Origin of the sequence: Leclercia sp. M50, from assembly GCF_037150775.1 — a bacterium.
Taxonomy (GTDB): Bacteria; Pseudomonadota; Gammaproteobacteria; order Enterobacterales; family Enterobacteriaceae; genus Enterobacter.
Map to the genome: position 1 here is coordinate 21,494 of NZ_JBBCPK010000046.1, position 13,490 is coordinate 34,983.

Sequence of the window (13,490 nt, forward strand, 5' to 3'; positions counted from 1 at the left end):
TTTGACCTAAAAGATTTAATTAGATCACATTCACGATTAAAATCTGGCCGCTCGCAGCGCAGCCAATGCGCTTTACACTTCTCTTCACAGGCCAGTCATGACTAACAGCAATCGTATCAAGCTCACATGGATCAGCTTCTTCTCCTACGCCCTCACCGGTGCGTTGGTAATTGTCACCGGGATGGTGATGGGAAATATCGCAGACTATTTCAACCTGCCCGTTTCCAGCATGAGTAACACCTTCACCTTTCTTAACGCCGGGATCCTGATCTCCATTTTTCTCAATGCCTGGCTGATGGAAATCGTCCCACTGAAAACCCAGCTGCGTTTTGGCTTTGTGCTGATGGTGCTTGCCGTGGCGGGTCTGATGCTCAGCCATAGCATCGCATTGTTCTCCGCCGCCATGTTTGTGCTGGGTCTGGTCAGCGGCATCACCATGTCGATTGGTACCTTCCTCATCACCCACATGTATGAAGGCCGTCAGCGCGGCGCGCGACTGCTCTTCACCGACTCCTTCTTCAGCATGGCAGGGATGATCTTCCCGATTGTGGCCGCCGCGCTGCTGGCCCGCAGCATTGAGTGGTACTGGGTTTACGCCTGCATTGGTCTGGTCTACGTGGCGATCTTTATTCTGACCTTCGGCTGTGACTTCCCGGTCCTGGGCAAAAAAGCGCAGACCACCAGCGAGCCGGTGGTGAAAGAAAAATGGGGGATTGGTGTCCTGTTCCTCTCCATCGCCGCCCTCTGCTACATCCTGGGTCAACTGGGCTTTATCTCCTGGGTGCCGGAGTATGCCAAAGGTCTGGGGATGAGCCTGAACGATGCCGGTAAGCTGGTGAGTGACTTCTGGATGTCCTACATGTTCGGCATGTGGGCGTTCAGCTTTATCCTGCGCTTCTTCGATCTGCAGCGGATCCTCACCGTGCTGGCGGGCGCCGCCACCGTGCTGATGTACCTGTTTATCAACGGCTCTCCGGAGCAGATGCCGTGGTTTATCCTGACGCTCGGCTTCTTCTCCAGCGCCATTTACACCTCGATCATCACTCTGGGCTCCCTGCAGACCAAAGTGGCTTCGCCGAAGCTGGTTAACTTCGTGCTGACCTGCGGCACCATCGGCACCATGCTGACCTTCGTGGTAACCGGCCCGATTGTGGCGCACAGCGGCCCGCTGGCAGCGTTACACACCGCCAATGGTCTTTATGCCGTGGTATTTGTAATGTGCCTGGTGCTGGGCTTCGTCACCCGCCACCGCCAGCATAACGCGGCGGCAGCGACGCACTAATCCTTATGCCCCTTTGCGCTCAGTAAAGGGGCTGTTTTTGGTAAAGCATACCTCTTCCCCACCGCTGTCCATCTGAACCCAGGTCTGGGCTAACTGCGTGGCGGCAATGACCCTGCCCTGACGAATCGACCAGCGCACAGGCACCTGACAACGCACCGCCTCAAAGCCACTTTCCGCGGGCAGAATCACCAGATTCGCCGGATTCCCCGTCTCAATACCGTAATCGCTCAGCCCAAACGTTCTGGCGCTGTTATGGGTGATCAGGTTAAGTCCGCTATCAATTTGCTGATACCCCATCATCTGACAGACATGCAGCCCCATATGCAGAACCTGCAACATATTGCCGGTGCCCAGCGGATACCACGGATCAAACACGTCGTCATGGCCGAAGCAGACGTTGACGCCCGCCTCAAGCAGCTCCTTCACGCGGGTAATGCCGCGCCGCTTCGGATAATCATCAAAGCGCCCCTGCAGATGGATATTCACCAGCGGATTGGCCACAAAGTTAATCCCGGAGAGCTTCAGCAGACGAAACAGCCGCGAAGTATAAGCCCCGTTATAAGAGTGCATGGCGGTGGTATGGCTGGCAGTGACGCGCGGGCCGATCCCGGCCTCATACGCCAGCGTCGCCACCGTTTCGACAAACCGTGACTGTTCATCGTCGATCTCATCGCAGTGAATATCCAGCGGCCGGTCATACTTCTTCGCCAGTTCAAAGGCGATATGCAGGGACTGGACGCCATACTCCCGGGTGAATTCGAAGTGCGGGATGGCGCCCACCACATCCGCCCCGAGCTTTAAGGCCTCTTCCAGCAGCGCCGCGCCATTCGGGTAAGAGAGAATCCCTTCCTGCGGGAAGGCCACAATCTGCAGCGTCACCCACGGGGCGACCTCCTGCTTCACTTCCAGCATCGCTTTCAGGGCGGTCAGCGTCGGATCGGAGACATCCACATGGGTGCGTACAAACTGGATGCCGTTGGCGATCTGCCACTTCAGGGTTTTCCAGGCCCGGGCTTTAACATCCTCATGGCTGAGCAGCGCTTTGCGCTCTGCCCAACGCTCTATGCCTTCAAACAGCGTCCCGGACTGGTTCCAGTTCGGCTCACCTGCGGTCTGGGTGGTATCCAGGTGGATATACGGTTCGATAAAAGGCGGAATGGCTAACCCTCCGCGGGCATTCAACACTTCATAGCTCTCAACCTGCTTTTCGCCCGTCGGGGTGATTTCGCCAAAACGACCGTTCTCAATAGCCAGTTGCCAAAAGCCTTCACGGCCCGGTAAACGGACGTTCTGAATAAGCCAAAGCGGTGCTGTAGACATCATATTCTCCCTAAGATGGGGGCTGAAATTCAGGAGTAGCTGAAATTAAAAATTAGCCTCCTGATTTGTACACATAATCATCGATTATGAAAAGCCTGCGATTTCCATGACTTATAAAAAACCTGACAAATCAGGCATCTACCCACTAAGGAGTAGTTGAAGGCGTATTTGATTTGCATCAATAAGCGCCGTTGCTGAATCGTTAAGGTAGGCAGTAATAGAAAAGAAATCGAGGCAAAAATGAGCAAAGTCAGACTCGCTATTATCGGTAACGGCATGGTCGGTCACCGCTTTATTGAGGATCTACTCGATAAAGCCGATGCCGCCCAGTTCGACATTACCGTGTTCTGTGAAGAACCCCGTAAGGCGTACGACCGCGTGCACCTCTCCTCCTATTTCTCTCACCACACCGCCGAGGAGCTCTCTCTGGTGCGCGAAGGTTTTTACGAGAAACATGGCGTGAAGGTGCTGGTGGGCGAGCGCGCTATCACCATCAACCGTCAGGAAAAAGTGATTCATTCCAGTGCGGGACGCACGGTTTTTTACGACAAGCTGATCATGGCGACTGGCTCCTATCCGTGGATCCCGCCGATCAAAGGCTCGGAAACCCAGGACTGCTTCGTCTATCGCACCATTGAAGATCTCAACGCCATCGAATCCTGCGCCCGTCGCAGTAAACGCGGCGCGGTGGTCGGCGGCGGCCTGCTCGGCCTCGAAGCCGCTGGCGCACTGAAGAACTTAGGCGTTGAAACCCACGTCATCGAATTTGCCCCGATGCTGATGGCAGAGCAGCTTGACCACATGGGTGGCGAGCAGCTCAAACGCAAAATTGAGAGCATGGGTGTGAAAGTTCACACCAGCAAAAATACCAAAGAGATCGTGCAGGAAGGCACCGAGGCGCGTAAAACCATGCGCTTTGCCGACGGCAGCGAGCTGGAAGTCGACTTTATCGTCTTCTCCACCGGTATTCGCCCGCGCGACAAGCTGGCCACCCAGTGCGGCCTGGCGGTTGCCCAGCGCGGCGGGATCATGATCAACTCTACCTGCCAGACCTCCGATCCGGATATCTACGCCATCGGCGAGTGCGCCAGCTGGGAAAACCACGTCTACGGTCTGGTCGCCCCTGGCTACAAAATGGCGCAGGTCGCCGTTGACCATATCCTCGGCAATGAAAACGCCTTCGAAGGCGCGGACATGAGCGCCAAGCTGAAACTGCTGGGCGTGGACGTAGGCGGTATCGGCGATGCGCATGGCCGTACGCCAAACTCCCGCAGCTACGTCTATCTCGACGAAAGCAAAGAGGTCTATAAACGTCTTATCGTCAGCGAAGATAACAAAACCCTGCTCGGCGCGGTGCTGGTGGGCGACACCAGCGATTTCGGCAACCTGCTGCAGCTGGTGCTGAACGCTATCGAACTGCCGGAGAACCCGGATGCGCTGATCCTGCCTGCTCATGCGGCCAGCGGCAAACCCTCTATCGGTGTCGATAAGCTGCCCGACAGCGCGCAAATTTGCTCCTGCTTCGATGTCACCAAAGGCATGCTGATTTCTGCCATCAACAAAGGCTGCCACACCGTGGCGGCGCTGAAAGCGGAAACCAAAGCCGGTACCGGCTGCGGCGGCTGTATCCCACTGGTGACCCAGGTGCTCAACGCCGAGCTGGCGAAACAGGGTATCGAAGTGAACAACAACCTGTGCGAGCACTTCGCTTACTCTCGCCAGGAGCTGTACCACCTGATCCGCGTGGAAGGCATCAAATCCTTCGACGAGCTGCTGCAAAAACATGGCCAGGGTTATGGCTGTGAAGTGTGTAAACCGACCGTCGGTTCTCTGCTGGCCTCCTGCTGGAATGAGTATGTGCTCAAACCACAGCACACGCCGCTGCAAGACACCAACGACAACTTCCTGGCGAACATCCAGAAAGATGGCACCTACTCGGTGATCCCACGCTCTGCCGGCGGCGAAATCACCCCGGAAGGGCTGGTGGCGGTCGGCCGCATCGCCCGCGAATTTAACCTCTACACCAAAATCACCGGCTCCCAGCGTATCGGCCTGTTCGGTGCGCAGAAAGATGACCTGCCGGAAATCTGGCGTCAGCTGATTGAAGCGGGCTTCGAAACCGGTCATGCCTATGCCAAAGCGCTGCGTATGGCGAAAACCTGCGTCGGCAGCACCTGGTGCCGTTACGGCGTGGGCGACAGCGTCGGCTTCGGCGTCGAGCTGGAAAACCGCTACAAAGGCATTCGTACCCCGCACAAAATGAAGTTCGGCGTCTCCGGCTGTACCCGTGAATGTGCCGAAGCGCAGGGTAAAGATGTGGGCATCATCGCTACTGAGAAAGGCTGGAACCTGTACGTCTGCGGTAACGGCGGGATGAAACCACGCCATGCAGACCTGCTGGCGGCGGATATCGACCGTGAAACGCTGATCAAATACCTCGACCGCTTCATGATGTTCTACATCCGTACCGCGGACAAACTGACCCGTACCGCGCCGTGGCTGGATAACCTGGAAGGCGGCATCGACTACCTGAAGTCCGTCATCATCGACGACAAGCTCGGCCTGAACGCGACGCTGGAAGAAGAGATGGCTCGCCTGCGCGATGCCGTGATTTGCGAATGGACAGAAACCGTCAACACTCCGTCGGCGCAGGTTCGCTTCAAACACTTTATCAACAGCAACCAGCGCGATCCGAGCGTGCAGGTCGTGCCTGAGCGCGAGCAACATCGCCCGGCAACGCCGTATGAACGTATTCCGGTGATGCTGGTGGAGGAAAACGTATGAGCCAGTGGGTAAACATCTGCAACATCGACGAGATCCTGCCTGCCACCGGTGTGTGTGCGCTGTTAGGTCATGAACAGGTTGCCATTTTCCGTCCGCGCCACGACGAACAGGTTTTTGCCATCAGCAATATCGACCCGTTCTTTGAGGCCAGCGTGCTTTCCCGTGGGATTATCGCTGAGCATCAGGGGGAGCTGTGGGTTGCCAGCCCGCTGAAAAAGCAGCGCTTCCGCCTGAGCGACGGCCACTGTATGGAAGACGAAACCCGCTCCGTTAAACACTATGACGTTCGCGTGAAGGACGGCAAGGTGCAGCTGAGAGGCTGATTGAAACGGGGGCGCAATGCCCCCGCTATTTGTTTTGATTTTGATGTTGTAGGCCCGGCAAGCGCTGCGCCGCCGGGCAGTTGCCGGATGGCGGAGCAGGCTCCTTATCCGGCCTACAACGTATTTATTCTTTCTTTCATTACTATTCTGGATAATCAAATGTTTACAGACACCATCAATAAGTGTGCGGCTAACGCTGCCCGGATTGCACGCCTCAGTAAAAACAGTCCTCTCGGCTTCTGGATCAGCTCCGCCATGGCGGGCGCCTATGTCGGCCTGGGGATCATTTTAATTTTCACTCTTGGTAACCTCGTCGACCCGTCTGTGCGTCCGCTGGTGATGGGCGCCACCTTCGGGATCGCATTAACCCTGGTTATTATTGCTGGCTCTGAACTGTTCACCGGTCACACCATGTTCCTGACGCTGGGTGTCAAAGCGGGCACCATCACTCAGGGCCAGATGTGGGGCATTCTGCCGCAGACCTGGCTCGGCAACCTGGTGGGCTCGGTGTTTGTCGCGCTGCTGTATAGCTGGGGCGGCGGAAGCCTGCTGCCGGTCGACACCAGCCTTGTGCACACCGTCGCGCTGGCAAAAACTACCGCCCCGGCGATGGTGCTCTTCTTTAAAGGCGCGCTCTGTAACTGGCTGGTTTGCCTGGCTATCTGGATGGCAATCCGTACTGACGGCGCCGCGAAGTTCATCGCTATCTGGTGGTGTCTGCTGGCCTTTATCGCCTCTGGCTACGAACACTCCATCGCCAACATGACGCTGTTTGCCCTCTCCTGGTTCGGTCACCACAGCGAAGCGTATACCCTGTCAGGTATCGGCCATAACCTGTTGTGGGTAACGCTTGGCAATACCCTTTCCGGGGTTGTATTTATGGGTTGGGGTTACTGGTATGCTACCCCTAAAGCGGAGCGTCCGACTCCTGCAACCATCGCAACCGTTCAGGCGAAAGCCAACCAGTAAGAGGTAATGTCGTGGATCACCTGCCAATATTCTGTCAATTACGCAATCGTGACTGCCTGCTCGTAGGTGGTGGCGATGTGGCTGAACGCAAAGCCCGCCTGCTGTTAGACGCAGGTGCCCGACTGACCGTCAACGCCCTCGACTTCGCCCCGCAATTCACCGTGTGGGCGCAGGAAGGGATGCTCACCCTCGTTGAGGGTGAGTTCAACGAAACGCTGCTCGATACCTGCTGGCTGACCATCGCCGCCACCGACGACGATGCGGTTAACCAGCGCGTTAGCGATGCCTGTGAAGCGCGGCGGATCTTCTGCAACGTGGTGGATGCGCCGAAAGAGGCGAGCTTTATCATGCCGTCGATTATCGACCGCTCGCCGTTGATGGTCGCTGTCTCCTCCGGTGGCACCTCGCCGGTACTGGCGCGCCTGCTGCGTGAAAAGCTGGAAGCCATTCTGCCGCAGCATTTAGGCCAGGTGGCCCACTATGCGGGGCAGCTGCGAAGCCGTGTGAAAAAGCAGTTTGCCACCGTGGGCGAACGCCGTCGTTTCTGGGAAAAATTCTTTGTGAACGACCGGCTGGCGCAGTCGCTGGCGAATCAGGATCAAAAGGCCGTGGATGAAACCACCGAGCAACTGATCAATGCCCCGCTCGATCACCGGGGCGAAGTGGTGCTGGTGGGTGCCGGTCCGGGTGATGCCGGCCTGTTAACCCTGAAAGGGCTGCAGCAGATCCAGCAGGCGGATATCGTGGTCTATGACCGCCTGGTCTCTGACGACATTATGAACCTGGTGCGCCGGGATGCCGACCGGGTGTTTGTCGGCAAGCGCGCAGGTTATCACTGCGTTCCGCAGGAAGAGATTAACCAGATCCTGCTGCGTGAAGCCCAGAAGGGTAAACGCGTGGTGCGGCTGAAAGGCGGCGATCCGTTTATCTTCGGGCGTGGCGGCGAGGAGCTGGAGACGCTATGCGAAGCGGGCATTCCCTTCTCGGTGGTGCCGGGCATTACCGCAGCCTCCGGTTGCTCCGCCTATTCCGGCATTCCGCTGACCCATCGCGATTACGCCCAGAGCGTACGTCTGGTTACCGGCCATCTGAAAACCGGCAGCGAGCTGGACTGGCATAACCTGGCCGCAGAAAAACAGACTCTGGTCTTCTATATGGGGCTGAACCAGGCGGCGACGATACAGGCGAAACTGCTTGAACATGGCATGGATGCAGAAATGCCGGTTGCGCTGGTGGAGAACGGCACATCGATTAAACAGCGCGTGGTCAGCGGCGTATTAACCCAGCTGGGCGAGCTGGCGCAGCAGGTTGAAAGCCCGGCGCTGATCGTGGTGGGTCGCGTGGTGGCGCTGCGTGACAAACTCAACTGGTTTTCAAACCATTAAGCCAGGCTGAACATATTCCCCGCTAAATGAGTAGTCCTGTAATGGACTACTCCTCTCCTGACGCTGTCGATAACATACCTTCCGCGAAAGCACATTTTCTATATATTCCCTCACGTTACAGACAAGGAAGCGTTATGTTCAAACTGGCAAAGATTGCCCTGGTTGCAGGCATCTTAACAACCCTGACGGCGTGCACTGGCCATGTGCAAAACACCAAAAATAACTGCAGCTACGATTACCTGCTGCACCCGGCGATCTCCATCTCTAAGATCATCGGTGGCTGCGGCCCGGCAGCAAATCAGTAATCGTTTCACAGGCAATAAAAAAACCGGGAAATTCCCGGTTTTTTTATATCCCGTAGGCCGGGTAAGGCGAAGCCGCCACCCGGCAAACAAGCTTAAGGCTTCGCCACAAACCCAATCGCTTCGTAGACCGCTTTCAGGGTTTCTGAGGCGCGTGCGCTGGCCTTCTCGGCGCCCTCTTTCATCACCTTCTGCAGGTAAGCTTCGTCATTGCGGAACTGGTGATAGCGCGCCTGCAGCTCGGTGAGCATGCCGGAAACCGCTTCAGCCACTTCACCTTTCAGATGGCCATACATCTTACCTTCGAAGTGCTGCTCCAGCTCCGGAATGGTACGGCCCGTCACGCCAGAGAGAATATCCAGCAGGTTAGAGACGCCCGCTTTGTTCTGCACGTCGTAACGCACCACAGGCGGCTCGTCCGAATCGGTCACCGCACGCTTGAGCTTTTTCACCACCGCTTTCGGATCTTCCAGCAGGCCGATAACGTTGTTGCGGTTATCGTCCGACTTGGACATCTTTTTGGTCGGCTCCAGCAGGGACATCACGCGGGCGCCGGACTTCGGAATAAACGGCTCCGGCACTTTGAAGACATCACCATACAGCGCGTTAAAGCGCTGGGCGATATCGCGGCTCAGCTCCAGATGCTGCTTCTGATCTTCACCCACCGGCACCTGGTTGGTCTGGTAGAGCAGAATGTCAGCGGCCATCAGCACCGGGTAATCAAACAGACCGGCGTTGATGTTTTCCGAATAGCGGGCCGATTTGTCCTTGAACTGCGTCATGCGGCTCAGTTCGCCAAAGTAGGTGTAGCAGTTCAGCGCCCAGCCCAGCTGCGCATGCTCCGGCACGTGAGACTGAACGAAAATGGTGCTTTTCTCCGGGTCGATACCACAGGCCAGATAGAGCGCAAGCGTATCCAGCGTGGCCTTACGCAGTTTCTCAGGATCCTGACGCGCGGTGATAGCGTGCAAATCCACGATGCAATAAATGCAGTGGTAATCATCCTGCATGCCAACCCACTGACGCAGCGCACCCATATAGTTGCCAATGGTCAGTTCACCTGAGGGCTGTGCGCCACTAAATACGATGGGCTTAGTCATTTTTCAATTCCTGATTTTCACTGTGCGAAAGCCCGAGAACGGGCAACAAATCTTTGAAGTGGTCGAAGACAAAATCCGGCTCACTCAGCGTAATGGATTCACCGTAGTTATAGCCATAAGTCAGGCCAACGGACGGGCAGCCTGCGGCCCTGGCAGCCAGAATATCATTGCGCGAATCACCCACAAAGAGCAGCGCTTCAGGCGGTAAGGATAATTTTCCTGCCACCAGCAGTAGCGGTTCCGGATGCGGCTTCTTGTTCTGCACATCGTCGCCGCCGACAATAACCGAGAAATAGTGAGCGATATCGAGCGCTTCCAGTAGCGGGGCGACGAACGCCGTCGGCTTGTTGGTCACCAGCCCTAGCGGCAGACCCTGAGCATGCAGCGCGCTCAGCGTAGCGGCCACATCCGGGAACAGGAAGCTGCCCTCTTCCACCGTCTCTTCATAAAAACGGTTAAACAGCTTACGCAGGATACGCACCTGCTCTTCCTGAGGGATGTCTGCATGATCGACACCCGGCTTGCCCTGCGCCGCACGTTGAACAGCACGCTCCTGGCGCGCCCAGGTCAGCGCGCGCTCCATCAGCACGTCAGCCCCGTTACCGATCCACGTCACCACACGTTCTTCGCCCGCCACCGGCAGCTCCAGCGCGTACAGCGCCTGATCGACCGCCGCGGTTAAACCCGGTGCGCTGTCCACCAGCGTACCGTCGAGGTCAAATGCAACACCCCGAATTGCCTGCAAATTATCCATGACTTACCTTCGCCAGTTCACTGCGCATTTCATCAATGACTTTTTTGTAGTCCGGCTGTTCGAAAATAGCCGAACCCGCGACAAACATATCTGCCCCCGCCGCCGCGATTTCGCCGATGTTGCTGACCTTCACGCCGCCATCCACTTCGAGGCGGATATCAAAGCCAGACTCGTCGATACGGCGACGTACTTCCCGCAGTTTATCCAGCGTATGCGGAATGAAAGACTGCCCGCCAAAGCCCGGGTTAACGGACATCAGCAGGATCACGTCCAGCTTGTCCATGACGTAATCCAGGTAGCTCAGCGGCGTGGCCGGATTGAAGACCAGGCCCGCCTTACAGCCGTGCTCTTTGATCAGCTGTAGCGTACGGTCAACGTGTTCGGAGGCTTCAGGATGGAAGGTGATGATGCTGGCACCCGCGGCGGCAAAATCTGGCACGATGCGATCGACCGGTTTTACCATCAGGTGCACGTCAATCGGTGCGGTCACGCCATAATTGCGCAGCGCCTTCAGGACCATCGGGCCGATGGTCAGGTTAGGCACGTAGTGGTTATCCATAACGTCGAAATGAACGACATCCGCACCGGCAGCCAGTGCTTTCGCGGTATCTTCGCCCAGCCGGGCAAAATCAGCCGAAAGAATTGAGGGTGCAATCAAATACTGTTTCATCCGCATCTCCTTGAACTTTGTTTAACGGCGGGCGAAACGGCTCAGGGCAGATAGAGTGCCAGCAGTTCGTCCACCTTTTTACGTGTGCCGCCGTTGCTGCTGATGCTGCGCCGGACTTTGACCTGAAAATGCTCCGCGGCCTTGTACCATTCGCGCGTATCGGGCGTATCGTGATTCGAAATTAACACCGGGATACTTTTGCTGACCAGCTTTTCCGCCATCCCCGCCAGATGCGCCTGCTCGGCAGGGCTAAAGCTGTTGGTGTGATAAGCGGTAAAGTTCGCCGTAGCAGACAGCGGTGCGTACGGGGGGTCACAGTAAACCACCGAATTGACGTCAGCAAGGTTCATACACTCTTCATACGAGAGGCAATAAAACTCTGCATTCTGCGCTTTTTCAGCAAAGTGATACAGCTCGGCCTGAGGGAAATAGGGACGCTTGTAGCGGCCAAACGGCACGTTGAATTCACCACGCAGATTATACCGGCACAGGCCGTTGTAACCGTGGCGATTAAGATAGAGGAACAGCAGCGCACGGCGGAACTTATCCTGGCACTGATTAAACTCAGCGCGGTGCTGATAATAAACGTCCGGAGTGTTGTTCTCTGGCGTAAACAGCTTGCGCGCCTCATCGACGTACTCATCGGTACGCTCTTTTACGATGTTGTAAAGACTGATCAGGTCGCTGTTGATATCCGCAAGGATATAGCGGGAGTAGTTGGTATTGAGAAATACCGAGCCCGCACCAACAAAGGGTTCGACAAGACACTCGCCGTCTGGCAGGTGTTTTTGAATATCATCGAGCAGGGGGTATTTCCCCCCTGCCCATTTCAAAAAAGCGCGATTTTTTTTCATGCTGACTAACTGATTACACCTTCTCCGGCTGTGGAGAAAGCTCCGACAGCATCCTGCGCTTCACAGATTACTTCAAATCGGACTGAACCTGACGGATCGGCTTCGCCCACGGATTTTTCGCCTGAACGTCGGCTGGCAGTGTGGCAACCGCGCGTTTTGCTTCGTCTTTCGATGAGTACACACCGCTTACCAGCACATACCATGGCTGACCGTTACGGGTGGTCTCATAGACAACAAAGTTTTTCAGGTTCGATTTTTTCGCCCAGCCGTTGAGGTTGTCATAGCTGGAAGAGCTGCTCAGCTGCAACGTGTAGTTGGTGGACGGCGCAGACTTCAGTGAACTTACGTTCCCTGTCGATTTACCGGTGCTGGCAGAAGCCGCCGGGGCGCTCGCCGCTGGCGTCGATGCTGTTGCGGTCGGCGCTGGCGTTGCTTTCGGTGCCGTCGCGGTTGTCGCAGGCGCTTTCGCCGGGGCGCTGGTTGCCGTTTCAGTGTGCTTCGGCTGCGCGGCTGCTTTTGGCGCTTCTGCTTTCGCAACAGGCTGCGGCTTCGCTTCACGCTTCGGCTCAATTACCGCCTGCTTACGCTCCTGATGCTGCGCAGGTTTAGTCTGACGTGGCGCAGATTCTGCCGCCGCCGTCTGCTGTTGCCCGGTAGCACCACGGATTGGCGCTACGGTCGCAGGCTCGGTCGGCAGGGTGGAGTTCACCACTACATTGTTAACCTGCTGCTCGCGCTGCGGCTGCGTCAGGGCGTTATTCAGATCGCCCTGAACCTCAACGCGCTGCTGGCCTTCAGGAGTAGCCGGAGACTGGCCCTGAGTCGGCGTGGAGGCAACAGGCGGCAGAGAGATCTCCTGCTGCGTATTCTCTGCGGAGGTAGCGCCTGGCGCTGGCTGCGAGCCATTTGCCTGGTCGGCAGCGCTGCCGGAAAGATCGATACTCTTCTCGCCGGAAGCAGTTTGTTCTGCAGGCGAGGTGGACGGGGCTTTCAGTGCGGAGCCGACGCCGATAATCAGCAGCAGCAGGACCAGCACCCCCAGGCCCATCATAATATATTGGCGGGAAGCGGGTTTCGCCGCAGCGGCCTTACGCTTGCGCGGGCGACGCTGTACGGGCGCTTCGTCCATTGAATCATCTTCGGACTCATAATCCTCTTCTTCACGCTCCTCGCGGGCGGCGCGGCCACGCGAAGGACGAGGATCGTCATTGTCCAGATCGACCTCATCAAAGTTGATTTGCGGCTCGTTATCGCGTTCTGAAGATTGGCGAGTACGACCAGTACGACGATCGCTGGGATCGGGTTTCAGCTCGTCTTCTGGTTTGAATTCATCCATTTAACACCCCACTAAAAGGCTTATGCCTACGACTTTGCACATCACCTGAAGCAAAATGGCTACGTATTACCGCAGCCGGACCTTTCTAATAGTTACGCTTGCTGGCAATCAGCAATAGCGCCAAGAACGACATCGTGCGGCACACCGCCACGAACTTCACTCTTTCCGATTGCAAGCGGGAGTACCAGACGCATCTCGCCTGCTAATACTTTTTTATCACGCATCATGTGCGGCAAGTAGGCCTGCGCTGACATTTCGCGCGGTCCCGTCACCGGTAACCCGGCACGCTCAAGCAACGTGATAATGCGTTGTGTATCCGCCTTGCTGAACTGACCCAGACGCTCCGAGGTGCGAGCGGCCATCACCATCCCTGCCGCCACGGCCTCGCCATGCAGCCAGTTACCGTAGCCC

General features: G+C 56.7%; 13 protein-coding genes. 6 read left to right on the forward strand and 7 right to left on the reverse strand.

The features are described from left to right. The first annotated feature begins 97 nt into the window (after nucleotides 1-97). Nucleotides 98-1,282 (forward strand): MFS transporter TsgA, encoded by a 1,185-nt coding sequence (gene tsgA / locus WFM46_RS12870; protein ID WP_103177291.1) that lies wholly within the window; start codon nucleotides 98-100, stop codon nucleotides 1,280-1,282. 3 nt (nucleotides 1,283-1,285) lie between these two features. On the opposite strand, the gene WFM46_RS12875 is transcribed toward tsgA, so the two are convergent. Then, a complete protein-coding gene (locus WFM46_RS12875; RefSeq protein ID WP_336997762.1) occupies nucleotides 1,286-2,602 on the reverse strand; it encodes a cytosine deaminase in 1,317 nt (438 codons plus the stop codon). A 240-nt stretch (nucleotides 2,603-2,842) separates the two neighbouring features. Between WFM46_RS12875 and nirB the strand changes: the two genes are divergently transcribed. From nirB to WFM46_RS12900, 5 genes are all read left to right on the forward strand, one after another. Further along, nucleotides 2,843-5,386, forward strand: coding sequence for a nitrite reductase large subunit NirB (gene nirB, locus WFM46_RS12880; protein ID WP_103177293.1), 2,544 nt, complete (start codon nucleotides 2,843-2,845; stop codon nucleotides 5,384-5,386). After that, the gene (gene nirD, locus WFM46_RS12885; protein ID WP_103177294.1) at nucleotides 5,383-5,709 is read left to right on the forward strand and encodes a nitrite reductase small subunit NirD; all 327 of its coding nucleotides are present in this window, start codon (nucleotides 5,383-5,385) and stop codon (nucleotides 5,707-5,709) included. Before nirB ends, nirD begins: the two co-directional genes overlap by 4 nt. 159 nt (nucleotides 5,710-5,868) lie before the next feature. Then, nucleotides 5,869-6,678: a nitrite transporter NirC gene (nirC, locus tag WFM46_RS12890; RefSeq protein ID WP_103177295.1), complete on the forward strand. Its 810-nt coding sequence runs from the start codon at nucleotides 5,869-5,871 to the stop codon at nucleotides 6,676-6,678. A gap of 11 nt (nucleotides 6,679-6,689) precedes the next feature. Beyond that, nucleotides 6,690-8,063 (forward strand): siroheme synthase CysG, encoded by a 1,374-nt coding sequence (gene cysG / locus WFM46_RS12895; RefSeq protein ID WP_336997758.1) that lies wholly within the window; start codon nucleotides 6,690-6,692, stop codon nucleotides 8,061-8,063. A gap of 134 nt (nucleotides 8,064-8,197) precedes the next feature. Continuing rightward, a complete protein-coding gene (locus WFM46_RS12900) occupies nucleotides 8,198-8,368 on the forward strand; it encodes a YhfL family protein (protein ID WP_032614785.1) in 171 nt (56 codons plus the stop codon). Between the two features lie 92 nt (nucleotides 8,369-8,460). Here the strand turns inward: WFM46_RS12900 and trpS are convergent, their stop codons facing one another. The 6 genes from trpS to WFM46_RS12930 form a co-directional block, all read right to left on the reverse strand. Beyond that, nucleotides 8,461-9,465 carry a tryptophan--tRNA ligase gene (trpS, locus tag WFM46_RS12905; protein WP_103177297.1) on the reverse strand — a complete coding sequence of 335 codons (1,005 nt, stop codon included), beginning with the start codon at nucleotides 9,463-9,465 and terminating at the stop codon, nucleotides 8,461-8,463. After that, nucleotides 9,458-10,219 carry a phosphoglycolate phosphatase gene (gph, locus tag WFM46_RS12910; RefSeq protein WP_103177298.1) on the reverse strand — a complete coding sequence of 254 codons (762 nt, stop codon included), beginning with the start codon at nucleotides 10,217-10,219 and terminating at the stop codon, nucleotides 9,458-9,460. The genes trpS and gph overlap by 8 nt, the downstream gene beginning before the upstream one ends. After that, complete coding sequence (gene rpe / locus WFM46_RS12915; protein WP_336997759.1) at nucleotides 10,212-10,889, reverse strand: ribulose-phosphate 3-epimerase; 678 nt, start codon at nucleotides 10,887-10,889, stop codon at nucleotides 10,212-10,214. The genes gph and rpe overlap by 8 nt, the downstream gene beginning before the upstream one ends. A gap of 41 nt (nucleotides 10,890-10,930) precedes the next feature. Further along, nucleotides 10,931-11,743 (reverse strand): adenine-specific DNA-methyltransferase, encoded by an 813-nt coding sequence (gene dam / locus WFM46_RS12920; RefSeq protein WP_103177300.1) that lies wholly within the window; start codon nucleotides 11,741-11,743, stop codon nucleotides 10,931-10,933. 67 nt (nucleotides 11,744-11,810) lie between these two features. After that, complete coding sequence (gene damX / locus WFM46_RS12925) at nucleotides 11,811-13,079, reverse strand: cell division protein DamX (protein ID WP_336997760.1); 1,269 nt, start codon at nucleotides 13,077-13,079, stop codon at nucleotides 11,811-11,813. 92 nt (nucleotides 13,080-13,171) lie between these two features. Then, nucleotides 13,172-13,490 (reverse strand): 3-dehydroquinate synthase family protein (locus WFM46_RS12930; protein WP_442913459.1); only part of this gene is annotated, 319 nt, incomplete at its 5' end.

What these genes read in the sequence shown, in the direction of transcription:
- tsgA (WP_103177291.1), top strand. Translation starts at nt 98, where the DNA reads ATGACTAACAGCAATCGTATCAAGCTCACATGGATCAGCTTCTTCTCC.
- WFM46_RS12875 (WP_336997762.1), bottom strand. Translation starts at nt 2,602, where the DNA reads ATGTCTACAGCACCGCTTTGGCTTATTCAGAACGTCCGTTTACCGGGC.
- nirB (WP_103177293.1), top strand. Translation starts at nt 2,843, where the DNA reads ATGAGCAAAGTCAGACTCGCTATTATCGGTAACGGCATGGTCGGTCAC.
- nirD (WP_103177294.1), top strand. Translation starts at nt 5,383, where the DNA reads ATGAGCCAGTGGGTAAACATCTGCAACATCGACGAGATCCTGCCTGCC.
- nirC (WP_103177295.1), top strand. Translation starts at nt 5,869, where the DNA reads ATGTTTACAGACACCATCAATAAGTGTGCGGCTAACGCTGCCCGGATT.
- WFM46_RS12900 (WP_032614785.1), top strand. Translation starts at nt 8,198, where the DNA reads ATGTTCAAACTGGCAAAGATTGCCCTGGTTGCAGGCATCTTAACAACC.
- trpS (WP_103177297.1), bottom strand. Translation starts at nt 9,465, where the DNA reads ATGACTAAGCCCATCGTATTTAGTGGCGCACAGCCCTCAGGTGAACTG.
- gph (WP_103177298.1), bottom strand. Translation starts at nt 10,219, where the DNA reads ATGGATAATTTGCAGGCAATTCGGGGTGTTGCATTTGACCTCGACGGT.
- rpe (WP_336997759.1), bottom strand. Translation starts at nt 10,889, where the DNA reads ATGAAACAGTATTTGATTGCACCCTCAATTCTTTCGGCTGATTTTGCC.
- dam (WP_103177300.1), bottom strand. Translation starts at nt 11,743, where the DNA reads ATGAAAAAAAATCGCGCTTTTTTGAAATGGGCAGGGGGGAAATACCCC.
- damX (WP_336997760.1), bottom strand. Translation starts at nt 13,079, where the DNA reads ATGGATGAATTCAAACCAGAAGACGAGCTGAAACCCGATCCCAGCGAT.